Here is a 24070-nt window from a genome sequence, read left to right on the forward strand (position 1 = left end):
CCGCTATAATATGTGTTAGTATATATTATTTCAGGACAGAGTCCTGAATAGTACAATTATACACTACAAATGCAAGGGGTGCAACCTCTGCCGCCCCTTCAACAACTCTATAAATAGGAAAATCAAAGGAAACGGAGGCATTTTCATGCTGAAACATAAAGACCATTTTCACGGCAGCGACCTAGAAAAAATCGAAGAAATCTACGGAATCAAAAAAGAAGACATCACCAGTTTTTCCGCAAATGTAAACCCCCTCGGCATCTCTCCCCTCCTGCGGGAGACACTGGCAAGCCACGTGGACGCCATCACCACCTACCCGGACAGAGACTACACAAAGCTGCGCAAAAGTATCTGTGCATACACCGGCGCCCAGTTCGAGAACATCATTGTGGGCAACGGCTCCACTGAGCTTATTTCCCTGTTCATACAGACCACACACCCGGAAAAAGCGCTGATCCTGGGCCCCACCTATTCAGAATATGAGCGCGAGATTGCCCTGGAAGGAGGCCACACGCTCTATTACCCCCTGAAGGAGGAAAATAACTTTCAGATGGATGTAAACGACCTGTGTGCTCAGATGAAAGACGGCCTGGACCTGCTGGTACTCTGCAACCCCAACAATCCCACCGCTTCTGCCATCTCCAGAAAAGACATGCGCAAAATTCTGGACGCTGCCCTGCAGTTCGGCATTGCTGTCATGGTGGACGAGACCTATGCAGAGTTTGCCCCTGATGACAGGAAGATTTCTTCCATTCCCCTTACCAACAATTACAACAACCTGATCGTCCTGCGCGGTATCTCCAAATTTTTTGCCGCTCCCGGTCTCAGGCTGGGCTATGCAGTCACGGGAAACCCTGATCTTTTGAAATATATCAACACCAAAAAGAACCCCTGGACGATCAACAGCCTGGCAGAGATCGCGGGCTGTATCATGTTCTCCGACAAAGAATACATTGAAAAGACCCGCACCCTCATCACTACGGAACGGGAACGTCTTCTCAAAATACTTTCTGCCTGGGATACTGTGAAGGTGTATCCTTCCTGTACGAACTTTATCCTTATGAAAATATTGAAGGAGGATGTGACATCGGATATGCTGTTTGACTGCTGCATCCGGAAGGGACTAATGATACGTGACTGCTCTACGTTTCCGTTTTTGGATTCTTCTTATGTGAGATTTTGTGTTATGAGTCCTGAGAAAAATGATGCGCTGATAGAGGCGTTTGGAGAATTGCTGGGGTAAAAGACAGATGGCGGGAGGGGGATAAAGAAATGAACGGGTTGTGGGGGCTGTGCTCCCGCCCCCCCCCACACACAACCCTGGTTTTCTCTGCCACTGCGTTTTTGAGAAATAGAGGTGGAATGGCCCGTCCATCCGCTTTCGCTTATTTGAGTTCAGCCTCCAGCTCTTTTATGGTTTTCAGAAGCACCGGATGCCTTTTCCATGGCGCAATCTGCGCCAGCGGCTTCAGCACAAAATCCCGCAGATGCATTTCCACATGAGGCACGATCAGTTCCTCTGTATCTATGATCTCATCGTCAAATAACAGCAGATCCAGATCCAGCGTTCTGGGCCCCCAGTGTACCAGGCGTTCTCTTTTGGCGGCCTGCTCGATCTCGTGCATGCGATCCAGAAGCTCGTGAGGATTGTACAGAGTCCGCATACTGAGGCAGGCGTTCAGGAAGTCATCCTGTTCCACACCGCCGTAGGGCGCTGTCACCAGGTAATCTGAGACTTTTAAGACCTTGCAGCCTGTCGTCTTGTCAAGCTCCTCCACTGCCATGTCCAGGTATGCCTTCTTGTCTCCCAGATTGGAGCCGAGAGCGATGTAAGCGGTATGCCATCCCCTTGTTATCTTTACGGATACGGTTTTCAGCGGGAGGCCTACCGGCGCCCAGGGTTTCTTGATCTCCAGGGTGACTGCTTCCAGATGGGCAATGCTGCAAAGCATTTCCTCTGCCAGATGCTCCGCAGCGGCCTCCAGAAGCTTGAAGGTGTGCTTCTGCATATAAGAAGTTATGAAATGACTCACAGCCCCGTAGTCTATGGACGCTGCCAGCTCATCGGTCCTGCCGGCGTGTACGGTATCTGTGTACAGTGTGGCTGATACCATGAACTTCTGACCCAGTTTGTTTTCCTCCGGAAATACGCCGTGGTTTGCGAATATTTCCAGATCTTCTATGTTTATCTTATCGTATTTATCCAGATTCATATGCTATTATCCCTTTCTCTCGCAAAGAATGGCCTGTGTCATGCGGATGGCACGAAGGTTTTCTTTTACGTCGTGGACTCTCACAAATGCCGCTCCCTTTTCTACACCCATGACTGTGGTTACAAGTGTTCCCTCCACTCTCTGGTCAGCGGGCAAATCCAGGGTATTGCCGATCACGGATTTCCTGGAAGTTGCAAGAAGAACAGGGTATCCGATCTCCTTCAGCATTTCCAGGTGGTTTATGGCAGTCAGGTTTTGTTCATAGGTCTTTCCGAAGCCCACACCCGGATCCAGGATAATTTTGTCGTCTGCAACGCCTGCTTCTTTTGCGATGGCGGCACATTCTCTTAAATCCTCACACATTTCCTGCATGAAATCTGTGTACTCTGCCTTGTCTCTGTTATGCATAAGACAGCAGGGTACCTGATAGCGGGCGGTGAGTTCTGCTGTTTTTTTGTCGTATTTGAAGCCCCAGATATCATTTACCATGTCAGCACCTGCCTTCAGGGCGGCTTCCACTACCTGGCTTTTGTAGCTGTCTATGGATACGGGGATATCAAAGTTCTGTTTCAGCATTTCGATGACAGGCACTACCCGGTCGATTTCCTCCTGTACGGTGATCTGCTGATGTCCCGGGCGGGTGGATTCTCCTCCCACGTCAATGATGGCTGCCCCTTCGGCGATCATTTGGGCTGCATGCTGTTTTGCACGCTCCACGTCGTTCCATTTTCCGCCGTCTGAAAAGGAGTCCGGGGTTACATTTAAAATAGCCATTATGTAACAGTCATGTTCTGTGTCAAAAATTCTGTTTCCGATTTTCATTTCCTGTTGTCTCCTTTTTCCTGTATTTTTGTCTGCCGCTGCGGTCTGTATGCCGGTTCATACGGTCAGATACATATTTTTCTTCTCTGCACTCCAGCTGCACTGCGCCTGGGCAGGGCAGGAAAAGCAGCAGCGGGAACCTTTATCAGCCCGGTAAAGGATGCCTGCCAGGTTCCTTTTCCCTTTGGCCGACGTGTCACGGTGGCCGCCGATGGCTTCCAGGATCTCCTCTGACTCCGCATCTGTAAAGCCGCAGTCCTTCAGTATGGGAGCGGCAAGTTTTACTCCGCCCTCGTGGTGGGGAATGCCCTCTGTGTACTGCAGGCCCCTGCCGATGTCGTGCAGAAGAGCTGCCGCATAGATCATTTCTTTGGAAATTCCCAGATTCCGCTCCAGGTTCTCAATATAAGCCAGTCTGGCGGTATCCAGCAGATGCTGTGCATTGTGGCCGCAGAAGATGCGCTCCTGCTCCAGCTTTTCTATATTATGTAAACTTTCCCGGTAAAGCGGATGGTTCCGGATCCGGTTTACCCTTGTCATATCCTGCCTGTTGTCTTCCACTTTTCTTGTCCTCTTTTATCAGCCGCCGCGGCAATTTTGTCAGGCAAATTCCTATACATGGTCGGTACGGGAAATGCGCAGGCCCGGCGGAACCCTTGTCAGCACTCCAGCATTCTGTAGAAAGAATTCTGCAGGCTCTCATTGTCGTCAAAGATACCTCTGGTCACTACAGATACGGTTCTGGTTCCCGGTTTTTTAATGCCGCGCATGGTCATGCACATATGCTCTGCCTGGACCAGCACCATCACGCCCTTTGGCTTCAGTTCCTCCATAAAGGCATCCGCGATCTGGGCGGTCAGTCTCTCCTGAAGCTGGAACCGTTTTGCGAACACCTCCACAGTCCTGGCAATCTTGCTCAGGCCCACCACTTCCCCGTTGGGAATGTAGGCGATAGCCGCGTTTCCGTAGAAAGGGAGCATGTGATGCTCGCAGAAGGAATAGAAATGAATATCCTTTTCCATCACCATATCATTATTATCCACATGAAAACGTTTCTTCAGATGTACTGCCGCATCGTCGGTATAACCGGCAGCCAGCTCCTCATACATACGGGCAATCCTGTCCGGTGTCTCCAAAAGCCCCTCTCTGTTTATATCCTCCCCGATTCCTTCCAGAATCAGGCGTACTCCCTCTTTTATCTTATCCTGGTTCATGTATTACTCTCCCTCCATGGCCTGTACTTCCCGGTCCAGCTCCCCTAAAAAGGACAGAGAGCCAAACGCTACGATCACGTCATCCTTCTGTGCATTTTCCATACTCTTCCTCACAGCTTCCCGTATGCTTCCCGCTGCCTCTACGCTGGGATTCACCTTTGCCACAGCGTCTCTTAACTGTTCTGCCGGAAGTGCTCTTTGGTTGTCCGGTGTCTGTATGGTGATGATGTGTTTTGCCAGAGGCGCTGTCATGCTGATCACGCTCTGATAATCTTTGTCCGCAAACACACCGAAAATAAAATGCAGGTCTTTGCCCTGAAAATATGTCTCAAGTGAATCCTTCAGCACCTTAGCCGCCGCCGGATTATGGGCACCGTCTATGACTACCACAGGATTTTTGTGGATAACAGAAAAACGCCCTCTCCAGAAAGCCTCCTTCATTCCTTTTCTCACCTGTTCCTCTGTCAGGGAATATCCCAGATTTCGCAGGGCCTCCACAGCCTCCAGTGCCAGTGCCGCGTTGGTGACCTGGTAAGTGCCTGCCAGGGTGATCTCCACGTCCTTCCAGTCCTTGTAAGAAAAAGTCTGCCTGTCATACCCGTAGTGCACATCCTGAAAAGCATCCGGGTCCACCACTGAAAGCCTGCACTCCTTCTCACGGCAGACGCGCCTGATCACCGCTGCCGCCTGGGGGTCCTGTTCCGCGCTTACCACCCATGTGCGGGGTTTGATGATACCTGCTTTATTCTCCGCGATCTCCTGAAGGGTACCGCCCAGAAACTCCATGTGGTCCATGCCTATGGAAGATATCATTTCCATCACTGTCGTCTTCACAACATTGGTGGCGTCTAATGTTCCTCCGAGTCCTGTCTCTAATACCACGATGTCGCATTTCTTCTCTTTAAAGTACAAAAAGGACAGGGCGGTCTCCACTTCAAATACTGTGGGACTCCCCTTCTTCTCCGCCTCCATGGCGTCCACTGCCTCTTTGACAACCGTCACCAGAGCAGCCAGGGATTCCCTGTCTATCATTTCCCCGTCCACCTGAATCCGTTCCCGGTAGGCATATAGGGTTGGAGATATGTACCGGCCTGTCCGCAAGCCCGCACCGGAAAGGATTGTGGACATATATGAGAGTGCTGACCCCTTTCCATTGGTACCGGAAATATGGATAAACTTCAAATCATCCTGGGGATTTCCAAGCCGATCAAGCAGCTCTCTCATGTTATCCAGACCAAGTACACTTCCGTATTTGGACACTTCGTCCAAATATACTCTTGCTTCTTTGTAATTCATGTTTCTCCTATCCGAGGCGGCCCTCTTTTTTGTCCGTCTCTATATCGTTCCCATTATATTACTTTTCCCCTGTGTGTTCAAGAAATATATCTATTGTATGGAATATTATGCCAGATGCAAAAGTACCGCACTCACTGTTTGCCAAACAGTGCTGCGGTACTTCCAAACTCCTGAACCATATTCATACACACGCTAATATTTTTTCAGGTCGTCCTCATCTTCATGGTCAATCTCCTTCAGTCTGATAAAGAGCACTGCCACCAGGACGCCCACGCCCCCGATCCCCGCCAGCAAAAACAGCAATCCGGCTGAGGAAAATCCATCCAGGCCTGCCGTCTCCCGCAGCCCCGTACAGGCCCACAGAATGATCAGCAGGCTTACTACAATTGTTATGATCACAGGTGCTATCTTTTTCTTCATGGCATACCCCTCCCGGCTTTGCTTTTACTGAAAGTCAAACAGTGACATCTGGTTGGAATCCGGCAGATCCCCGAACAGACCCAGATCATCCATCAGATCGATCACTGTCTTGCTGACCTTGGTTCTGTTTCGGAAATCGTCTTTTGACAGGAACTCCCCTTCCTCCGCGGCCAGCACCACGGCGTCGGCTGCCCTGTCCCCCAGTCCCTCTATGGTATCCAGGGCGGGCATCAGCTTATCCTCCATGATCTGGAAGGTATGGGCATTGGCTTTATACAGGTCAATGGGTACAAACTCAAATCCTCTCGCGTACATCTCCTGCACGATTTTCATGTCTCTGTAAGTATCCTGCTCCTTCTTGCTCAGTGTATCCTTGCGCTTTTCATAGTCATCCATGAAATATTCCAGTTTCTCTTTTCCCTGGCACATCAGTTCATAGGAAAAAGCCGTTGCGCGGATACTGAAAAACGCCGCATAATATGCCAGCGGATAATAAATCTTACAGTAGGCGATTCTCCATCCCATCATTACATAAGCCGCCGCATGGGCCTTTGGGAACATGTACTTGATCTTCTTACAGGAATCAATATACCAGTCCGGCACATCGTGTGCCTTCATATCGTCAATCCACTCCGGTTTCAGGCCCTTTCCCTTACGCACGCTCTCCATGATGGTGAACGCCTGCCCGTGTTCCAGGCCCTTGTTGATCAGGTAGATCATAATATCATCACGGGTACAGATACATGTAGTAATAGTTGCCGTCCCTGATTTGATCAGATCCTGCGCGTTTCCAAGCCACACGTCTGTACCATGGGACAGGCCGGAAATACGCACCAGGTCAGAAAAAGATGTGGGATTGGCGTCAATCAACATCTGCATGGCAAAATCCGTTCCGAACTCCGGTACCCCCAGGCAGCCTAACGGACAGCCCCTGATATCATCCGGTGTGACACCCAATGCATCCGTATTTTTGAAAAGGGACATAACCTCTTTGCTGTCCAGAGGGATCTCCCTGGCATTGATGCCGGTCAAATCCTCCAGCATACGGATCATTGTGGGATCATCGTGTCCCAGAATATCCAGCTTTAACAGGTTGGAGTCAATGGAATGGTAATCAAAGTGTGTGGTGATAATATCGCTGCTCATATCATTGGCCGGATGCTGCACCGGGGTAAATTCCTCGATATCCCAGCCGATGGGAAGAACGATGATACCTCCGGGATGCTGTCCCGTGGTTCTGCGGACGCCTGTGCAGCCCTGCACGATTCTGTTTATCTCGCAGTAACGCTTGCGGCTTCCCCGCTCTTCAAAGTAATTCTTCACGTATCCGAACGCCGTCTTCTCCGCAAGCGTACCGATCGTGCCTGCCTTGAAAGTCTGCCCGGCGCCGAATATAACCTCCACATACCGGTGTGCCTTTCCCTGGTAATCACCGGAAAAGTTAAGGTCAATATCAGGCTCCTTGTCCCCCTTGAATCCCAGGAAGGTTTCAAAGGGAATGTCAAATCCTTCTTTTGTCAACGGCTTTCCGCACACCGGACAGTTCTTATCCGGCATATCACAGCCTGCCCTGCCGGAGTACGCCCGCACTTCATCGGAGTCAAAATCACAGTAGTGGCAGGAGGGACAGTAATAATGGGGACTTAAAGGGTTTACCTCCGTGATACCCGACATAGTGGCCGCAAAGGAGGAACCTACCGAACCTCGTGACCCTACCAGGTAACCGTCACTGTTGCTCTTCCATACCAGTTTCTGGGCAATCATGTACATAACCGCATAACCGTTGGAGATAATGGAATTCAGCTCCCTCTCCAGGCGCTCCTCAACCACTTTCGGCAGCTTCTCTCCGTATATCTCATGGGCCTTGCTGTAGCAGATCTCCCTCAGCATCTCATCTGAATTTTCAATGACCGGGGGACATTTTCCCTTGTGGATGGGAGATATCTTCTCAACCATATCCGCGATCCTGTTGGGGTTGGTGATGACCACCTCCTCGGCCTTCTCGCTGCCCAGATAGGAAAATTCCTCCAGCATTTCCTCCGTTGTGTGGAGAAACAGGGGCGGCTGCAGATCCGCGTCGTCAAAGCCTTTTCCCGCCATGATGATCCTTCGGTAGACCTCGTCCGACGGGTCCAGAAAATGCACATCGCAGGTGGCAACCACCGGCTTATTAAACATTTCCCCCAGCTTTACGATCTTCCGGTTGACTTCCCGCAGATCGTCCTCTGTCTGAATATCCGTCCTGTCCTCATCCCGCAGCATGAAGGCATTGTTGCCGATCGGCTGAATTTCCAGATAGTCATAGAAGTTCACCAGTCTGGCGATCTCCGGCTCGGGCCTGCCGTTTAAAACAGCCTGGTACAGCTCTCCGGCCTCACAGGCGGAACCGATCATAAGACCCTCCTGATATTTCAGATACAGGCTCTTTGGTATTCTCGGCCTTCTGTGATAATAGATCAGATGGGAATCTGACACCAGATGATAGAGATTAACCCTGCCCGTATCGTTTTTAGCCAGAATAATGGCATGGTAAGTGGGCATCTTCTGCACTGCGTTTACAGAGACAGCACCCTTCTCATTCAGCTCATCCAGGGTACTGATCTCCCTCTCCTCACACATGGTAATGAACTTCTGGAAAATCTGAGCCGTACACTCCGCGTCATCCACAGCCCTGTGGTGATGCTCCAGGGAAACGCCCACCGCCTTTGCGACGGTATCCAGCTTAAAACGGTTTAGCTGGGGAAGCAGAAAACGGGCCATTCCCACAGTGTCCACAGATGTGTAATCTGTCTCGATCCCCAGATCCCCGCAGTTTTTCTCGATAAAGCTCATATCAAATTCCGCGTTGTGGGCAACCATGACTGCCCCTCTGCAGAACTCCACAAACCGCGGCAGGATCACATCTATACTATCAGCGCCTGCCACCATACTGTCATTGATGCTGGTAAGCTTTTCAATCCTGAAGGGAATGGGTATCCTGGGGTTTACGAACTCGGAGAAACGCCCCACGATCTTACCGTCCTCCACCCGGACCGCTCCGATCTCGATGATCTTATCCCTGAGAGCGGAAAATCCTGTTGTCTCAATATCAAATACCACAAAGGTTCCGCGCATGGACTGCCCTTTGCTGTTCTGCACGATTCCTTTCATGTCATCCACCAGATAAGCTTCCACACCGTAGATCACCTTAAAATCCGCATCCGGCGGTACAACACCGCCCCAGGAATCAAAGCAGTGGTTGGCCTCCGGGAAAGCCTGCACCACACCGTGGTCTGTAATAGCAATGGCCCGGTGTCCCCACTCATAGGCCCGTTTAATGATGGCCTTCGCATCAGACACACCGTCCATGTCACTCATCTTGGTATGGCAGTGAAGCTCCACCCTCTTCTCCGGGCTGGTGTCTGCCCTGGAACTGGTAAAGGGGGCAATCTTCTTGATTCCCACCACACTTCCGATGGTCAGCTCACTGTCATACCGGTCAATGGTGGTCACACCCTTCAGTTTCAGAAAGGCTTTCTCCTTCACGCCCTCCAGGATCTCACTCACCTGGTCATTTCTGGCGAACATCTTCACTGTGATGGAATCCGTAAAATCCGTGATGGCAAAAATGATGATGGTCTTCTCATTTCTGATCTCCCTGGTCTCCAGTGTCATGATCTGACCGCGTATGCAGACCTCGCCCATCTCCGTCTGGATGCTTTCCAGGGGAATGGTCTCATCTTCAAAATCTCTGCCGTAGATCACATCCGGGTTGTCGGAGCGCTTGATGCTGCGCTTATAATCGCCGAAACCGCGGTCTCCTTTTCCGAAACTCTTCCTGCCCTTTCCGTCCTTCCCTTTGTCTTCCTTCCGGTCTTTGGGGGCTTTCTTCTCCTCCCCGGATGTTTTTCCTGCAGGAGCGTCTGCCTTTTTCTCTTCCTTTGAAGTCTCCCCGGCAGAAGCGGCTTCCTCCTCCGGAACTTCTCCGCCATCCTCCTGCTGCCCGAAAGAAGACTGCTCAATCACGTGAGCAGCCTCCTGCATAATACGGATCTCACTGTTTTTACGGACTTTACTCTCACTGGCCTCCACATATTCCGGCTCCACGATCAGGGAGAAGGGACAGCGCTCGCAGAATACCTTCTCGATATAGGAGACCAGCTCCTCCTCCCGGCTCTTTGCCAGCACGGAGGACTGCATCTTAAGCTCCATCTTCTGTTCCTCCGGGAAGGTTATCTGGGCTGTGCGGAACATGTTATACACCAGAATGCTGTAGTTTTTCAGTTCCATGGACATGGAAGTGCGGTACGCGTCAAAAAACAGTTTTGGAGTGTACTGCCCGGTCAGAGTGAACTTCTCAATGATCTTCACCGACATGGGCACACCGGGAAAGAACTGGTTTCGTATGGTCTCCTCCAGGGAATAGATGTATTTCTTATGGATCCACTGCCTGCTCCGGATATAGATTCTGATATGGTCTTTTTCCGGATTGACGGCAACTTTTGTCACCACCACCTCTTCCAGCAGGGCGGCAAGTTCCTGCCCCATTTCCAGATTGGGGAAGACATCCAGAAAATTCTTTTCCATCTTTAAGCTTCCTTTCCGTAAAACACTATTTCTCCCAGTTTTCCAGTTCCAGCCGAAGGACATCTAAAAGCTCCGCCTCCGGAACTTTTCTGATGATCTCGCCTTTTTTGATCAGCAGACCCACACCCTTGCCGCCCGCAATGCCGATATCCGCCTCTTTGGCCTCTCCCGGACCGTTGACCACACAGCCCATGACAGCTACCTTGATGTCCAGCGGGAACTTCTGCACCATGGTCTCCACCTGGTTTGCCAGTCCGATCAGATCGATCTGCGTCCTTCCGCAGGTCGGACAGGAAACCACCTCGATACCGCCTTTTCTCAGATTCAGTGTCTTTAAGATCCTCTTAGCGGACTTGATCTCCTCCACCGGGTCTCCGGTGAGGGATACACGGATGGTATCGCCGATTCCCTGGTATAAGATAATGCCCAGGCCCACAGCGGATTTGATATTGCCGGAATACAGGGTGCCTGCCTCTGTGATGCCCACATGAAGGGGATATGCTGTCTTCTCTGCCAGAAGTTCATGGGCTTTGACGCACATGAGGACATCTGAGGATTTTATGCTGATGACCAGGTTGTCATAGTCAAAGTCCTCTATGATTTTCACCTTGTCAAGCGCGCTCTCCACAAGTCCCTCCGCGGTCACGCCGTGATACTTTTCCACCAGCTCTTTTTCCAGGGAGCCAGAGTTGACGCCCACACGGATGGGGATATTCCTCTCCTTCGCTGTGTCCACCACTGCTTTTATCTTCTCAGGACCACCGATGTTTCCGGGATTGATACGAATTTTATCTGCCCCGTTCTCCATGGCCGCCACAGCCATTCTGTAGTCAAAATGAATGTCCGCTACCAGAGGGATATGAATCTGTTTCTTGATCTCCCCCAGCGCCTCTGCCGCCTCTTTCGTGGGAACCGTACAGCGAATGATCTCACACCCTGCCTCCTCAAGAGCATGGATCTGTGCCACTGTGGCTTTCACATCCTCTGTTTTCGTGTTAGTCATGGACTGGATTAGGATCGGATTGCCCCCGCCTATTTTTTTATCACCTATCTGTACCACTTTTGTATGGTCACGATACATTTCACTGCCTCCTGTATAAAAAGCGTGTTCAGGCTTTTCTGACCTAAACACGCCCGTTCTGCATTTACCGGTTAATCTCTAAAAGCTTATTCTTCAGTTCACTTTCCAGACGGTTCATCTCCACCTCAGCTTCCATACGCTTCTGATGGCCCTCTTTCTGGATGTTCATGATCTCATCAAAAGTGCTGATCAGAGACTCGTTTGTCTTCTTCAGCGTTTCAATATCCACAATGCCCCGCTCGGATTCCTTCGCGGCCTCGATGGTGGCCATCTTAAGTGTCTCCGCATTTTTCTGGAGAAGAGCGTTTGTCATATCGGTCACCTGTCTCTGTGCCCTTGCCGCCTCAGAGGAATGGGCAACGCCCAGTGCCAGAACCATCTGGCTCTTCCAAAGAGGAATGGTATTGACCAAAGTGGACTGGATCTTCTCTGCCATCAGGGTGTCATTGCCCTGTACCAGACGGATCTGGGGTGCTGTCTGGATGGAGATCATGCGGGTCAGTTCCAGGTCATGGATCTTCTTCTCAAATCTCTGGCACATGGAATCCAGGTCCTTGGCTGCCTGGGCATCCTCCGGAAGACCGCTTCTCTGGGCTTTCTCCATAAGCTGGGGAAGGTCTGTGCTGCGCACTTCCTGGAGTTTCTTTTTTCCGGCAAGAATGTACATGGAAAGCTCTTTAAAATAATTCAGGTTCAGGGCATACATCTTGTCCATGGTGGCAGCGTCCTTCATAAGCTGGATCTGGTGCTGCTCCAGGGTCTGTACGATCTTCGCAATATTTGTCTCCGCCTTGGCATATTTTGTCTTCATAGCTTCTATTTTATTGGAGCCGCGTTTGAACAGGCCGCGCAGTCCCTTTTCCTCCTCGGCTGCATCGAAGCTTTTGAGCTGTGTCACCACATCGCCCAGAAGATCTCCCACTTCACCCAGGTCCTTTGTCTTTACCTTTTCCAGAGCCTCCTCGGAAAAATCCGCCATCTTTTTCTGGGTTCCTGCCCCGTACTGCAGAATGGCTGCGGAATTGCGGATATCAATCTGTTTTGAAAAATCATCCACCATTTTCCGCTCCGCATCGGAGAGCACACTCTCGTCAAGCTGCGGTTCCACCGGCTCTTCCTTTTTTATTTCCACAACCGGCGCCGCCTCCTGGGGCGCGTCAAATGTCAATGTGGGTGTTACCGTGAAATCTTTGAATTCGTCACTCATCTCTTACTCCTTCTTCGGTTCATTTCCATTCACAGCCCGGATCTCACTTATCCTGCTGAAAATCCTTGCCGCCTGTGAGGCCTTCCTGTGCCAGCATGGTCTTCAGGACCGAAATATCTGTGGCTACATCCCACGCCGTATCCCTGAAAAAGCTGTCCAGAAGATTCTCAAATGCTTCATTAATAGTGTCCAGTGTATTTTCAATTTCTTTCTTTGCCATTATGATGTTGTCGCCTTCCACATCCTGTTTGTCCAGCTCTTCATAGGCCTGCAGAAGCTTCACTGTGGTGGGCAGGTAATAATCCATGAATTTGTGCAGGTCATCGATCAGTTCCGGATGCTGTTCCACACGCTTGAAGATACGCTTGATCACATTTTCCAGATGATACATCTTGTTGGATATCTCCACGCCCGGGATGGCGTCATTGCTTTTTCTTATCTGCTCAATGTAGGCATTGCCCTCCTCTATGACCTGACGGGCCTCCTTGGACAAATTCTCATCGCTGTCTGTTTCTTTTTCCTGCCGGATTTCCTGCTCTTTTTCTTTCTGCTGGATCTCCGCCTGTCTCTTTGTCTCCAGATATTGTTTATAAGACTCATCACTGGTGATCAGGCAGGTGCCCGACTCATCCAGATGTCCCTCCAGAAACATATATTTCTTGATCATCCGCTTCAAATCCCTGCGGACAAATTTCTCCGGCTTTCTCACACCCTTTGCCAGCTCCGAGATCTCCGCATACGTCCTGCCGTTCAGGGTGTGTATGTAGGAACGGAAACGGTTTATTTTCTTTCTGAGCTTATTCCCGCAGATTCCCATAATTCCGCTGATGCCGATAGCCGGACCGAACACGGACAGAAAGATTCCCATCTTATCCGCCAGGGAACCGATGAACAGCGAACAGATTCCCAGCACCGTCAGCGTGACGCCGAACATGGCGAACAGCGCAAAACCCAGGGTGGTAAAGAGTATGCCCATGGCTCTCGGCCCGCTGGTATTAATATAGAGGGCAAATTTTTCCCTTGCCTCTTTTACCCGCTTTGTCTCGGGGTACCGGTATCTTGGTCTTGACTGAAACCCATCCGGGGAATAGGTCCTGTCATTCCACGAAGAGCTGCCTGTGTAAGTCCTGCGGGAGCCTGCCCCGCTGTTTGGTCTTCGGATCCTGTCCCGCCCGCCGCAGCACGAACCCTGGTTCATACTGTTTTTTGCCTGGTCCATGCCGCTTTTTGCCGCGTCTTTCACACTGTTGGCCACATTGCCCAGCGCATCCTCCAGCGTGGCTCCCAGGTCTCGGTTCAACCGGTTAAAATTTCCTGTATCCAGGGCATCCTGTACGATATCTTTAATATCCCTGCCCAGATTATTCCAATCATTATTTGCCATCTTTTATCTCTCCAGTTTTGAATAAAACTATTAGCTATCAGACATACTTGTCCGTTTGATTACGATTATATATGAAATAAGAGAAAAAAGCAATGCGGCATCTCTTGCAATTCATACGTTAAAGTTTTATAATGATAAAAAATTATGATTACATACCGTATCTATCGGCAGAATGGAGGAACTACTATGGAAAAGAAGAACATTGACTGGTCTAATCTCGGATTTTCATACCTGAAAACCGACTACCGCTATGTTTCTAATTATAAGGACGGAGCCTGGGACGAGGGCGCAATGATCACAGATGACACAGTGACCATCAGCGAGTGCGCAGGTGTCCTGCAGTACGCACAGACGGTTTTTGAGGGACTGAAGGCCTACACAACGGAAGACGGACGCATCGTCACCTTCCGCCCTGACTTAAACGGTGAGCGCATGGAGAATTCTGCCCGCCGCCTGGAAATGCCTGTGTTCTCAAAAGAGCGCTTCATACAGGCAGTGAAGGAAACTGTAAAGGCAAATGCTGCCTATGTACCGCCCTACGGCTCAGGAGCCACACTGTATATCCGTCCCTATATGTTCGGAAGCAACCCGGTTATCGGCGTAAAACCAGCCGATGAATACCAGTTCCGTGTATTCACCACTCCTGTTGGCCCTTACTTCAAAGGCGGCGTAAAGCCTCTGACCATCCGCGTCAGCGATTTTGACCGTGCAGCACCAAACGGCACGGGCCATATCAAAGCAGGCCTGAATTACGCCATGAGCCTTCACGCCATCGTGGATGCCCACAACCAGGGCTTTGATGAAAATATGTATCTGGACCCGGGCACAAGAACCAAGGTGGAGGAGACAGGCGGCGCCAACTTCCTTTTTGTCACCAAAGACAACACCGTAGTAACACCAAAATCCAGCAGTATTCTGCCGTCCATCACCAGACGTTCCCTGATCTATGTTGCGGAACATTATCTGGGCCTGAAGGTTGAGGAGAGGGAGGTTCTCTTCGAGGAAGTAAAAGATTTTGCCGAGTGCGGTCTCTGCGGCACAGCTGCAGTTATCTCCCCGGTAGGAAAGATCGTTGACCACGGCAAAGAGATCATACTGCCGGCAGGCATGGAACAGATGGGCCCTGTAACCCAGAAACTGTATGACACACTCACAGGCATCCAGATGGGTAGACTGGAAGCTCCTGAGGGATGGATTCAGGTTATTGAATAATTATTGAATAAATCAGAGGCCTCCGGCGGGAATTTTTCCTCCGGAGGCCTGTTTTGTGTCCGCGGCAGAGCCGCAGGTATTATTTGCCGTTTTTCTTATATTTTACTAACTGGTATTCCAGGTCAAAATAGGTCTGCTCCTCGCTGGCCTCAGCTGCTGACCAGTCCTTTCTCTCATCCAGATTGGGGAACCAGGTATCTGCCTCATAGGCGAAGTCGATCTTCGTTACATAAGCGGTATCACAGTAGTCCAGCAGGGCGCTGTATACGCTGTCACCGCCGATGACATAAATCTCTTCGCTGTCATATTGTTTCAGTTCTTCCATAAGCGCATCCACACTGTGCACGATCACAGCGTCTTTTACCTTGTAATTTTCATCCCTTGTGAGCACAATGTTCGTGCGGTTTTTCAAGGGCTGTCCGCCCGGAAAGCTCTCCAGAGTCTTTCTTCCCATAACAACCACTTTGCCGGTGGTTGTGGTGCGGAAAAATTTCATGTCAGCCGGAATGCTCACAAGCAGACGGTTGTCTTTGCCGATTCCCCAGTTCTTATCTACAGCTACGATTATATTCATCTTGTCTCTCTCCTTTGTCATGCAGATTCTTGGACTGCCGCCTCAAACTGCTATGGGTATATTCCTGATCTGCGGCCCCGCCTGGTAATCCTCCACGATCAGATCCTTTGTGGTAAAGTCATAAAAATCCTTTATCTCCGGATTCAGGGTTACCTTTGGCGCCGCATAAGGTGTCCTGGAAATCAGTTCCCTGACAGCCGGCACGTGGCGGTCATAGATATGGGCATCCGCGATCACATGCACCAGTTCCCCGGGGATCATGTCATTTACCTGGGCCACCATCATAAGAAGGATGGAATACTGGCACACATTCCAGTTGTTTGCCGCCAGGACATCCTGGGAGCGCTGGTTCAAAACACCGTTCAGTACCAGCCTGTCCTCTGCCGCGTCCTTTGTCACATTATAAGTCATGCTGTAACAGCAGGGGTCCAGCGCACCGCTGTGCAGATATTCAAACTGGTACAGATTGGTCATGATCCTGCGGCTGTACGGGTTTTCTTTTAGCTGCCGCAGTACATAATCCATCTGGTCTGTCTCCTCCCCCTTGTAGATGAACTTCCTCCCCACCACATCGCCGTAACAGGTTCCGATGGAGCCGTCTGCATCCGCCCAGGCATCCCAGATATGGGAATTCAGGTCGTGGATGTTGTTGGACTTTTTCTGGTATATCCAGAGGATCTCATCCATGCAGCTTTTAAGAGCTGTCTTCCGCAGTGTCAGCGCGGGAAACTCTTTTCTCAAATCATAGCGGTTCACAACTCCGAAACGTTTGATCGTGTACGCGCTCTCCCCGGTATCCTCCCATTTTGGGCGGACCTTTTCGCCTTTTGTGTCCGTGCCGTTCTCCAGAATATCGCGGCACATATCCATAAAAATATGATCTGCCAGACTCATGCCTTGTCCTCGCTTTTCTATAATAGGTTTCTAATCATCTTTTGTCCTATACAGAATATCATTAATTATTGAAATTGACAATAGAAGAAAAACCGCCCGGATGCGGCTCTGCTGCCATGCATCCGGACGGTTCCTGTCCCGTTTTTACTTAAACAGATTGCCAAACAGACCTTCAAACAGTTTTTTTATCCATTGGTTGGAGGTTACAAAGATAATAAAGATCACAACCGGCAGTACAAACTTCACCAGCACTGACCAGGCGGAAACCAGCTTAAAGCTGATCTTTCCGTCATTCGTAACTTCCTTCTCTGCATTTTTCCTCTTCCATACCCATCCGATAAAGATACAGGCCAGAATCCCGCCAATCGGCAGAGATACATTGGACACCAGATAATCTCCCAGGTCAAAGAAGGTTCTTCCGGCGATCTTAATATCGCTCCAGATACCGAAGCTGAGCGTGCAGGGGATTCCCAGACAGGTGATGAGTGCCGCGGAAATGACGGATGCCTTTGCACGGCTTACCTTGAATGTGTTCACAGCAAAGGAGACCACTACCTCTAAAAACGCAATACTTGTGGAAACCGCGGCAAACAGCACCAGCACAAAGAACACCACTCCGAAAATCTTTCCGCCTGCCATCTCATCAAACACTGCAGGCAGCGTCTGGAACATAAGACTCGGTCCGCTCTCCGGTGAAAATCCAAATGCGAACACAGCAGGAAGAATGGCAAATCCCGCGATCATGGCCACCATGGTATCGAAAAACGCAATACTTGCGGCACTCTTGGGAATATTCTGATTTTTCCCCAGATAGGCCCCGTATGTGATCGTGGCCCCTGTACCCAGTGACAGGGAGAAAAATACCTGTCCAAGTGCTGACAGGAAGGCTCCCGGCGTCAATTTTGAGAAATCCGGTTTCAGAAAGAATTTGATTCCCTCCCCGGCACCCGGAAGTGTACAGGAACGAATGACAATGACGATCAGGCAGACGATCAGAAGCGGCATCATGATCTTGCATGACTTCTCAATCCCCTTCTGGATTCCCATTACAACAATAGCCACTGTGATGACCATAAACACCAGATAATAGATGATCTGGCTGCCCGTATTGCTTGTAAACGATGTAAAAAAGGCTTCACTGCTCTTTGGCAGCCCTGTCACGGAGACAAAAATATACCGGATCACCCAGCCGCCCAGCACGGCGTAGTAAGAAAGGCCGATGAAGCTTGTGATCACCGCCAGAATACCCACACCGCCCCATTTGGAATTCAGGGCCTTATAGCTTCCGAAGGCGTCTTTTCCTCCGGCGCGGCCAATACTGATCTCGGCAATGATCAGCGGAATCCCCACCAGAAAGATGCAGATGAGGTACACAAGAACAAAGGCTCCGCCCCCGCTCTCCCCCACAAGCATGGGGAAACGCCATAAGTTTCCCATTCCCACAGCAGAACCCGCTGCTGCCATAATAAATCCGAAGCTGCCCGACCATTTGGGCGCTCCTCCTGTTTCCTGTGTCTGTTTACTCATAATCTCCTCCTTTTCCGGCAAAAAAAATCTCCCGTCCATAATTGACATACAATCAGGACGAGAGCATTATGCTTCGTGGTACCACCTTGATTCATCCGCGCCTCACGACACAGACCTTTGCAAGTACGGGAAATCCAAACCACTCCATGGATATCCTTATACTCCGGCGCTGTAATGGGCGCTCCCATCGTAGCCTATACTTCTGTAGTCGGTACGCGGCTCCAAGACCATCTTCCATCCAGCCTGCTGCACTTCTTCCCACCGATCGAAGCTCTCTTTGCCAGTCTGCAGAATGTACTCTTCTTTTCTTTGCCTTTTTCTTTATATTTTAATAATAGTATAAAGCGGTTCTTTTTCCTTGTCAAACGGTTTTTAGGTAATCCAAGGGGGTTTTCTCTCCCGGTCCGCCTGTCCCCGGCACTTTACACATTTCCTGAAACGTGATATAGTCACCAGGAAGCAACCTATAACCTGATAAGACGAAAGAGGAACCCAACATGAAGAAATTTTTCATATTGCTGCTGAAGCCCTTTTCTTTTCTGCCGGCACTTCTGGTGATGTATTTGATATTCTCCTTTTCCAGCCAGACGGGAACCGAATCGGGAAATCTCAGCTATAAAATAAGCCATAAGATCATAGTGACCGCAGATACTGTACTGGATAAAAATATGAGCGAAGAACAGATCGCCTATTACACGGACAAGATCCACACACCTGTCAGGAAGCTGGCGCACATGAGTGAATACTTTGTGCTGGCTGTCTGTGTCTCCTTCCCCCTGTACGTATACGGCCTGCGCGGGATTCTGCTGATCCTCTTTGCAGGATTCATCAGTGTGGGTTTTGCCTGTACAGATGAGTTCCACCAGTCCTTTGTGGCGGGCAGAGGCCCTTCCAAACGCGATGTGATGATAGACAGCATCGGCGCTTTTGCCGGCATCCTGCTGGTCCAGTTTGTCTGCTGGAATACCCTGCGCAGAAGCCGAAAGAAAAATCGTTAATGCAGATTCAGGGACACATCGCCGCAGGGGAGGATTTCCTCCTCTCCCTGCTCATTTTTAACAAGCAGCCTGCCGTCCGGCAGGATTTTTTCTGCCTCCACACTTCTGACCCGGGTCCCGTATGCCACCCGCACACGTCTGCCCGGCACGATATTCCTGGAAATATACGCTTCCGGGATTCCCTCCTTCTCCGCCTCTTCGAGGAGATAATTGATAATACCTGCAGTCAGCAGGTTCCTGTCCACATACACATCATCCCCCAGTATGGCTCCGGCAACCTCTGAAAGCTCCCCGGGAAAACCGCCGGCCGGCATACGGAGATTCAGTCCTATTCCCACCACCACCAGCTCAATATCTCCTGTCTCAAAGTCTGTCACAGCCTCCGTAAGGATTCCGCATACCTTCCGCTCCCCCAGATACAGATCGTTGACCCACTTGATTCCCAGAGATACCCCGCAGACTTCCTCCACAGCGCGGCAGACAGCCACCGCAGCGGCGGCTGTCAGGGTCAGACCCTCCTGCGCTGTCCTTTTCGGCCGCATGAGTACGCTCAAATAAAGACCGCTGCCGGCCGGTGAGTAAAAGGTACGCCCCCGCCTGCCCTTTCCCTCAGTCTGAGCCTCCGCTGCCACAAAGGAGCCATGGGGCAGATTTTCCTCAATCCCCTTCTTTTTCAGATACTGGTTCGTGGAAGAGATTTCCTTTTCCACCTGCATAAACACATTCCGATGTTCCAGATGCATTTTCACTGCCTCCACGGACAGAATATCATTATCCGTCTCCAGGGCATACCCTCTGTTATTCACAGCCAGAATCCGGTATCCCTCCTGGCGCAGGCTTTTCATGGCTTTCCACACCGCTGTCCTGGAATATCCAAGCCTTGATGCCAGTTCCTCCCCTGAAAGGTATTCCCCTCTGTGACTCTCAAGCAGCTTCAAAAGCTCTGATTTTGTTGACATTTTCCCGCCTCCTATCCACTGATTTTGCACATTGGCGAAAAGCCAGACTCCCATCCGGGAATCTGGCTTTTCTTTCGTATCTTGTAACGATTCTATCTCTCCTCACGGAAATAGTTCACACCGCAGGACTGCGGCTGGGAATTCTCCTTTGAGGAACGGATGGAAGTGATGATCAGCACAAGTATTGTCATGAAGAACGGCACCATATCAAAAATGGAATCCGGTATCCTGATGACTGACTTCGGTACATAGTATTTCAACACGCTGAACGCACCGAAAACCAGTGCCGCGAAAATAGCCTTATTGGGATTCCAGGTGGCGAATATTACCAGAGCCACAGCGATCCATCCAAGACCGTTTACACAATTGCTGATCCATACACCGTTACAGATGATCATGGAACAGTACGCACCGCCAATCCCGCAGATGCCTCCGCCAAGCATCAGATTGATATATTTCAGCCTTGTGACGGGAAGGCCCGCGGCATCCGCAGCCGCCGGATTCTCCCCCACTGCCCGGATATTCAGTCCTGCCTTGGTCCTGTGCAGATAAATGCCGCACAGAATGGCAGCCACGATTCCGAGATACACAAAAATATTATAATTAAAGAACAGTTTTCCCAGTACCGGAATATCGGACAGCAGCGGAATCTCCACTTTGCCAAGGCTGTCTAAAATGCCGGACGGCAGTTTCAGAGAGGTGGCCCCTGACTTCTCCCGTACAAAATCACCGAAGAAGTTGCTCAGGCCGATACCGAAAATAGTAAGTGTCAATCCGGTAACATTCTGGTCTGCCATAAAGGTAACGGTGAGCACAGCGTAGATGAGTGCGCCCAGCATACCTGCCGCAAATGCGGCGATCAGTGCCAGAAGCAGATTATCTGTCTTATATCCCATCATGAAGCCTGCGCATGCACCGATGGACATCATGCCCTCCACGCCCAGATTCAGATGTCCTGACTTTTCATTGATGATCTCACCTAAGATCCCGAACAAAAGCGGAGTACCGGCAAGAACTGCCGCCACAAAAAAGTTAGTAAAAAAATTCATTACGCCTTTCCTCCCTTCTTACGGGTCACAAAACGGTATCTGACGAAAAATTCACATCCCAGCACGAAAAAGAGGATGATCCCCTGCAGCACATCTGCCGAGTAGGCGGACAGCCCATAGGAGGACTGCATAACCGTACTTCCCTTTTCCAGCACACTGAACAGCAGGGAAACCACCAGAATTCCCACCGGATTAAGCTGGGCCAGCCATGCCACGATGATAGCTGTAAATCCCACGCCGCCTGCCACTGAAGTGGTAAGGGTCAGGTCCGAACCGCTGGCCTGTACCATGCCTGCGATACCACAGATGGCACCTGAAAATGCCATGGTGCGCAGCACGATCTTCTTATAATTCATGCCCGCATACTGGGCTGTGGCGCGGCTCTCGCCTACCACGCTGATCTCGTAGCCCTGTTTTGTGTATTTCAGATAGATATACACAATGACTACCAGAACAAGCCCGATCAGCCATCCCACATGCACGCCGAACAGCTTGTCAAGCTGCGCATTCTCCCCAAACCTGGCGATTTTAGGAAATCCCGAAGAGTTGGGGTCCTGCCACGGACCATCCCTTAAGAAGGAAATCAGATACAGCGCGATATAGTTCAGCATCAATGTGAAAAGTGTCTCATTGGTACCGAATTTTGCCTTGAAAAACGCGGGAATGATTCCCCACAGAGCGCCTCCCAGCATACCTGCCAAAAACATGCAGATCATGAGAAGCCAATGAGGGAAATCCCAGCAGAACAGGGCAAAAAATGTGGCAAACACAGCGCCCATGATGATCTGCCCCTCAGCTCCGATATTCCAGAAACGCATCTTAAATGCCAGGGTAAGTCCCAGCGCCGGTATGAGCAGCGGCACCATAAGTTTGATCGTCGCCTGGAATGCCATGCTGCTTCTGAATGCACCTGATACAATAGTAGCATACACAGAAAACGGATTATATCCGATACAGAGGATAAAGAGGCCGCCGGCAACAATGGCAAGCAGCACTGAGGCCAGACGCAGCAGCCGAACCTGTTTTGCAGGGCGCTCTTTTCTCTTCTCAACACGAATCAGAGGCTCTTTCTTTCTTGTCTCATCCATCAGCCTTCACCCCTTCCCTTTTTGATCCTGTCATCATCAGTCCCAGTTCTTCCTTTGTAGTAACGGCAGCATCCACGATTCCGGTCACCTCTCCATGGCAGAGCACCATGATCCTGTCAGAGATTTCCAGAAGCACGTCCAGATCCTCACCGATAAACATAACGGCAACACCCTTTTTCTTCTGCTCATTCAGCAGGTCATAGATCGTGTAGGAAGAGTTAATATCCAGACCTCTGACCGGATAAGCGGTGATCAGCACTGACGGCTCTGATTCGATTTCCCGCCCAAGCAGAACCTTCTGCACATTACCGCCCGAGAGCAGGCGCACAGGCGTCTCCACATTGGGGGTCATGATCTCCAGGCGTTCTACCAGCTCCTCAGCCAGTTTTTTGGCGGGCTTTCTGTCCACAAAGATGCCCTTTGCCTTGTCATAGGATTTCAGCAGCATGTTGTCCACCATACCCATGGACGCCACAAGCCCCATGCCCAGCCTGTCCTCAGGCACAAAGCCCAGGCTGATTCCCAGGTTGTTGATCTGCTTTGGCGTCTTGCCGATGATATTTTCTTTATTGTGCAGGACTGCACCTGTCTCCACAGGCACAAGACCCGCAATGGCCTCGCACAGCTCCTTCTGTCCGCTGCCGGCGATCCCTGCTACGCCCAGGATCTCTCCCGCCTTAATCTCAAAGGACAGATCCTTAAGGGCCATGGTCCCGTCCGCTTTCTTCACAGACAGATCCACCACTTTTAACCTGGTGTGCACATTCTCACATTTCGGCCGGTCTATCTCCAGGGTGACCGGACGGCCCACCATCAGCTCGGTGAGCTGCTTTTCATTGGTCTCGGCTGTGTTTACCGTGTCTATACTTTTTCCTTTTCTGAGGATCGTCACCCGGTCGCTGATCTCCATAACCTCGTTCAGCTTGTGGGTGATAATGATAATGGCGCTTCCCTGCTCTTTCATTCTGCGCAGAATAGCAAAAAGCTTCTGGGTCTCCTGGGGCGTGAGCACTGCTGTAGGCTCGTCTAAGATTAAAATATCCGCATTTCTGTACAGTACCTTCAGAATTTCCACGGTCTGCTTCTCACTGACGGACATATTGTATATCTTCTTCTCCGGGTCAACCTCAAGACCGAATTTTTTGGTCAGCTCCAGGATTTTCTCTTTCAGCTCCCTGGGCTTGATCCTTTTTCCCTCTGCACCGATCACCACATTATCCATGGCTGAAAATACATCCACCAGCTTAAAATGCTGATGGATCATGCCGATTCCCAGCTTCTTGGCATCCATGGGGGAATTGATCACCACTTCCCTGCCATTTACATGGATGCTGCCCTCATCGGGGTGGTAAATGCCTGAAATCATATTCATCAATGTGGTTTTTCCGGACCCGTTCTCACCAAGAAGCGCTAAGATCTCTCCCCTTCTCACATCCAGGTCAATATGGTCGTTCGCCACAACACTGCCAAATGTCTTTGTGATACCTCTCAGCTCAATGGCATTCTCTACCTTGTCTAAAGCCAACTGTGTCACCTCTCGTTTCTTTCTGTTTTGGTAACGCATAC

At 50.5% G+C, this 24070-nt stretch carries 20 protein-coding genes; 3 read left to right on the top strand and 17 right to left on the bottom strand.

Features of this window, described 5'->3' with window-relative positions:
• Positions 1–145 precede the first annotated feature (145 nt).
• On the top strand, positions 146–1243 hold the full coding sequence (locus LC508_RS13260) for a pyridoxal phosphate-dependent aminotransferase (RefSeq protein WP_103731260.1): 1098 nt from the start codon (positions 146–148) through the stop codon (positions 1241–1243).
• Positions 1244–1385: 142 nt separating this feature from the next.
• Here LC508_RS13260 and folK read toward each other — a convergent pair whose 3' ends face one another.
• From folK to LC508_RS13310, 10 genes are all read right to left on the bottom strand, one after another.
• Positions 1386–2213, bottom strand: coding sequence for a 2-amino-4-hydroxy-6-hydroxymethyldihydropteridine diphosphokinase (gene folK / locus LC508_RS13265; RefSeq protein WP_181014405.1), 828 nt, complete (start codon positions 2211–2213; stop codon positions 1386–1388).
• Positions 2214–2219: 6 nt separating this feature from the next.
• Complete coding sequence (gene folP / locus LC508_RS13270; protein WP_054351954.1) at positions 2220–3035, bottom strand: dihydropteroate synthase; 816 nt, start codon at positions 3033–3035, stop codon at positions 2220–2222.
• A 57-nt stretch (positions 3036–3092) separates the two neighbouring features.
• On the bottom strand, positions 3093–3596 hold the full coding sequence (locus LC508_RS13275) for an HD domain-containing protein (RefSeq protein WP_320070936.1): 504 nt from the start codon (positions 3594–3596) through the stop codon (positions 3093–3095).
• A gap of 98 nt (positions 3597–3694) precedes the next feature.
• Positions 3695–4249: a GTP cyclohydrolase I FolE gene (gene folE, locus LC508_RS13280; RefSeq protein WP_033141071.1), complete on the bottom strand. Its 555-nt coding sequence runs from the start codon at positions 4247–4249 to the stop codon at positions 3695–3697.
• A 3-nt stretch (positions 4250–4252) separates the two neighbouring features.
• Entirely contained in the window at positions 4253–5545 is a 1293-nt protein-coding gene (locus tag LC508_RS13285) for a bifunctional folylpolyglutamate synthase/dihydrofolate synthase (RefSeq protein WP_103731261.1), read from the bottom strand.
• A 192-nt stretch (positions 5546–5737) separates the two neighbouring features.
• The gene (locus LC508_RS13290; RefSeq protein WP_033141069.1) at positions 5738–5965 is read right to left on the bottom strand and encodes a hypothetical protein; all 228 of its coding nucleotides are present in this window, start codon (positions 5963–5965) and stop codon (positions 5738–5740) included.
• Positions 5966–5989: 24 nt separating this feature from the next.
• Positions 5990–10531, bottom strand: coding sequence for a PolC-type DNA polymerase III (locus LC508_RS13295; RefSeq protein ID WP_103731262.1), 4542 nt, complete (start codon positions 10529–10531; stop codon positions 5990–5992).
• A 25-nt stretch (positions 10532–10556) separates the two neighbouring features.
• Positions 10557–11612 carry a flavodoxin-dependent (E)-4-hydroxy-3-methylbut-2-enyl-diphosphate synthase gene (gene ispG / locus LC508_RS13300; protein WP_103731263.1) on the bottom strand — a complete coding sequence of 352 codons (1056 nt, stop codon included), beginning with the start codon at positions 11610–11612 and terminating at the stop codon, positions 10557–10559.
• A gap of 64 nt (positions 11613–11676) precedes the next feature.
• Complete coding sequence (locus tag LC508_RS13305; RefSeq protein WP_103731264.1) at positions 11677–12819, bottom strand: toxic anion resistance protein; 1143 nt, start codon at positions 12817–12819, stop codon at positions 11677–11679.
• A 43-nt stretch (positions 12820–12862) separates the two neighbouring features.
• Positions 12863–14203, bottom strand: a complete 1341-nt coding sequence (locus tag LC508_RS13310; protein ID WP_103731265.1) for a 5-bromo-4-chloroindolyl phosphate hydrolysis family protein — start codon at positions 14201–14203, stop codon at positions 12863–12865.
• A gap of 186 nt (positions 14204–14389) precedes the next feature.
• Between LC508_RS13310 and LC508_RS13315 the strand changes: the two genes are divergently transcribed.
• A complete protein-coding gene (locus LC508_RS13315) occupies positions 14390–15415 on the top strand; it encodes a branched-chain amino acid aminotransferase (RefSeq protein WP_033141064.1) in 1026 nt (341 codons plus the stop codon).
• Between the two features lie 79 nt (positions 15416–15494).
• On the opposite strand, the gene LC508_RS13320 is transcribed toward LC508_RS13315, so the two are convergent.
• The 3 genes from LC508_RS13320 to LC508_RS13330 all read right to left on the bottom strand — a co-directional run bounded on the left by LC508_RS13320 (position 15495) and on the right by LC508_RS13330 (position 18410).
• The gene (locus LC508_RS13320) at positions 15495–15989 is read right to left on the bottom strand and encodes a dihydrofolate reductase (protein ID WP_054351958.1); all 495 of its coding nucleotides are present in this window, start codon (positions 15987–15989) and stop codon (positions 15495–15497) included.
• A gap of 42 nt (positions 15990–16031) precedes the next feature.
• A complete protein-coding gene (thyA, locus tag LC508_RS13325; protein ID WP_033141062.1) occupies positions 16032–16883 on the bottom strand; it encodes a thymidylate synthase in 852 nt (283 codons plus the stop codon).
• A 144-nt stretch (positions 16884–17027) separates the two neighbouring features.
• Positions 17028–18410 carry a sodium-dependent transporter gene (locus tag LC508_RS13330; protein WP_054351957.1) on the bottom strand — a complete coding sequence of 461 codons (1383 nt, stop codon included), beginning with the start codon at positions 18408–18410 and terminating at the stop codon, positions 17028–17030.
• 497 nt (positions 18411–18907) lie between these two features.
• On the opposite strand from LC508_RS13330, the gene LC508_RS13335 reads away from it, so the two are divergent.
• Complete coding sequence (locus LC508_RS13335; RefSeq protein ID WP_033141061.1) at positions 18908–19408, top strand: VanZ family protein; 501 nt, start codon at positions 18908–18910, stop codon at positions 19406–19408.
• Here LC508_RS13335 and LC508_RS13340 read toward each other — a convergent pair.
• From LC508_RS13340 to LC508_RS13355, 4 genes are all read right to left on the bottom strand, one after another.
• Positions 19405–20367, bottom strand: coding sequence for a biotin--[acetyl-CoA-carboxylase] ligase (locus tag LC508_RS13340; protein ID WP_103732350.1), 963 nt, complete (start codon positions 20365–20367; stop codon positions 19405–19407). The genes LC508_RS13335 and LC508_RS13340 overlap by 4 nt on opposite strands.
• Positions 20368–20459: 92 nt before the next feature.
• Positions 20460–21416 carry an ABC transporter permease gene (locus LC508_RS13345; protein WP_033141059.1) on the bottom strand — a complete coding sequence of 319 codons (957 nt, stop codon included), beginning with the start codon at positions 21414–21416 and terminating at the stop codon, positions 20460–20462.
• Complete coding sequence (locus LC508_RS13350; protein WP_033141058.1) at positions 21416–22504, bottom strand: ABC transporter permease; 1089 nt, start codon at positions 22502–22504, stop codon at positions 21416–21418. The genes LC508_RS13345 and LC508_RS13350 overlap by 1 nt, the downstream gene beginning before the upstream one ends.
• The gene (locus LC508_RS13355; RefSeq protein ID WP_052099403.1) at positions 22497–24068 is read right to left on the bottom strand and encodes an ABC transporter ATP-binding protein; all 1572 of its coding nucleotides are present in this window, start codon (positions 24066–24068) and stop codon (positions 22497–22499) included. Before LC508_RS13355 ends, LC508_RS13350 begins: the two co-directional genes overlap by 8 nt.
• Positions 24069–24070: the final 2 nt, after the last annotated feature.

It is taken from the genome of Blautia parvula (assembly GCF_020215665.1).
Lineage (GTDB): Bacteria > Bacillota > Clostridia > Lachnospirales > Lachnospiraceae > Blautia > Blautia celeris.

What these genes read in the sequence shown, in the direction of transcription:
- LC508_RS13320 (WP_054351958.1), bottom strand. Translation starts at nt 15,989, where the DNA reads ATGAATATAATCGTAGCTGTAGATAAGAACTGGGGAATCGGCAAAGAC.
- folK (WP_181014405.1), bottom strand. Translation starts at nt 2,213, where the DNA reads ATGAATCTGGATAAATACGATAAGATAAACATAGAAGATCTGGAAATA.
- thyA (WP_033141062.1), bottom strand. Translation starts at nt 16,883, where the DNA reads ATGAGTCTGGCAGATCATATTTTTATGGATATGTGCCGCGATATTCTG.
- LC508_RS13290 (WP_033141069.1), bottom strand. Translation starts at nt 5,965, where the DNA reads ATGAAGAAAAAGATAGCACCTGTGATCATAACAATTGTAGTAAGCCTG.
- ispG (WP_103731263.1), bottom strand. Translation starts at nt 11,612, where the DNA reads ATGTATCGTGACCATACAAAAGTGGTACAGATAGGTGATAAAAAAATA.
- LC508_RS13310 (WP_103731265.1), bottom strand. Translation starts at nt 14,203, where the DNA reads ATGGCAAATAATGATTGGAATAATCTGGGCAGGGATATTAAAGATATC.
- folE (WP_033141071.1), bottom strand. Translation starts at nt 4,249, where the DNA reads ATGAACCAGGATAAGATAAAAGAGGGAGTACGCCTGATTCTGGAAGGA.
- LC508_RS13315 (WP_033141064.1), top strand. Translation starts at nt 14,390, where the DNA reads ATGGAAAAGAAGAACATTGACTGGTCTAATCTCGGATTTTCATACCTG.
- LC508_RS13260 (WP_103731260.1), top strand. Translation starts at nt 146, where the DNA reads ATGCTGAAACATAAAGACCATTTTCACGGCAGCGACCTAGAAAAAATC.
- LC508_RS13330 (WP_054351957.1), bottom strand. Translation starts at nt 18,410, where the DNA reads ATGAGTAAACAGACACAGGAAACAGGAGGAGCGCCCAAATGGTCGGGC.
- LC508_RS13345 (WP_033141059.1), bottom strand. Translation starts at nt 21,416, where the DNA reads ATGAATTTTTTTACTAACTTTTTTGTGGCGGCAGTTCTTGCCGGTACT.
- LC508_RS13355 (WP_052099403.1), bottom strand. Translation starts at nt 24,068, where the DNA reads ATGCGTTACCAAAACAGAAAGAAACGAGAGGTGACACAGTTGGCTTTA.
- LC508_RS13295 (WP_103731262.1), bottom strand. Translation starts at nt 10,531, where the DNA reads ATGGAAAAGAATTTTCTGGATGTCTTCCCCAATCTGGAAATGGGGCAG.
- LC508_RS13305 (WP_103731264.1), bottom strand. Translation starts at nt 12,819, where the DNA reads ATGAGTGACGAATTCAAAGATTTCACGGTAACACCCACATTGACATTT.
- LC508_RS13335 (WP_033141061.1), top strand. Translation starts at nt 18,908, where the DNA reads ATGAAGAAATTTTTCATATTGCTGCTGAAGCCCTTTTCTTTTCTGCCG.
- LC508_RS13340 (WP_103732350.1), bottom strand. Translation starts at nt 20,367, where the DNA reads ATGTCAACAAAATCAGAGCTTTTGAAGCTGCTTGAGAGTCACAGAGGG.
- folP (WP_054351954.1), bottom strand. Translation starts at nt 3,035, where the DNA reads ATGAAAATCGGAAACAGAATTTTTGACACAGAACATGACTGTTACATA.
- LC508_RS13285 (WP_103731261.1), bottom strand. Translation starts at nt 5,545, where the DNA reads ATGAATTACAAAGAAGCAAGAGTATATTTGGACGAAGTGTCCAAATAC.
- LC508_RS13350 (WP_033141058.1), bottom strand. Translation starts at nt 22,504, where the DNA reads ATGGATGAGACAAGAAAGAAAGAGCCTCTGATTCGTGTTGAGAAGAGA.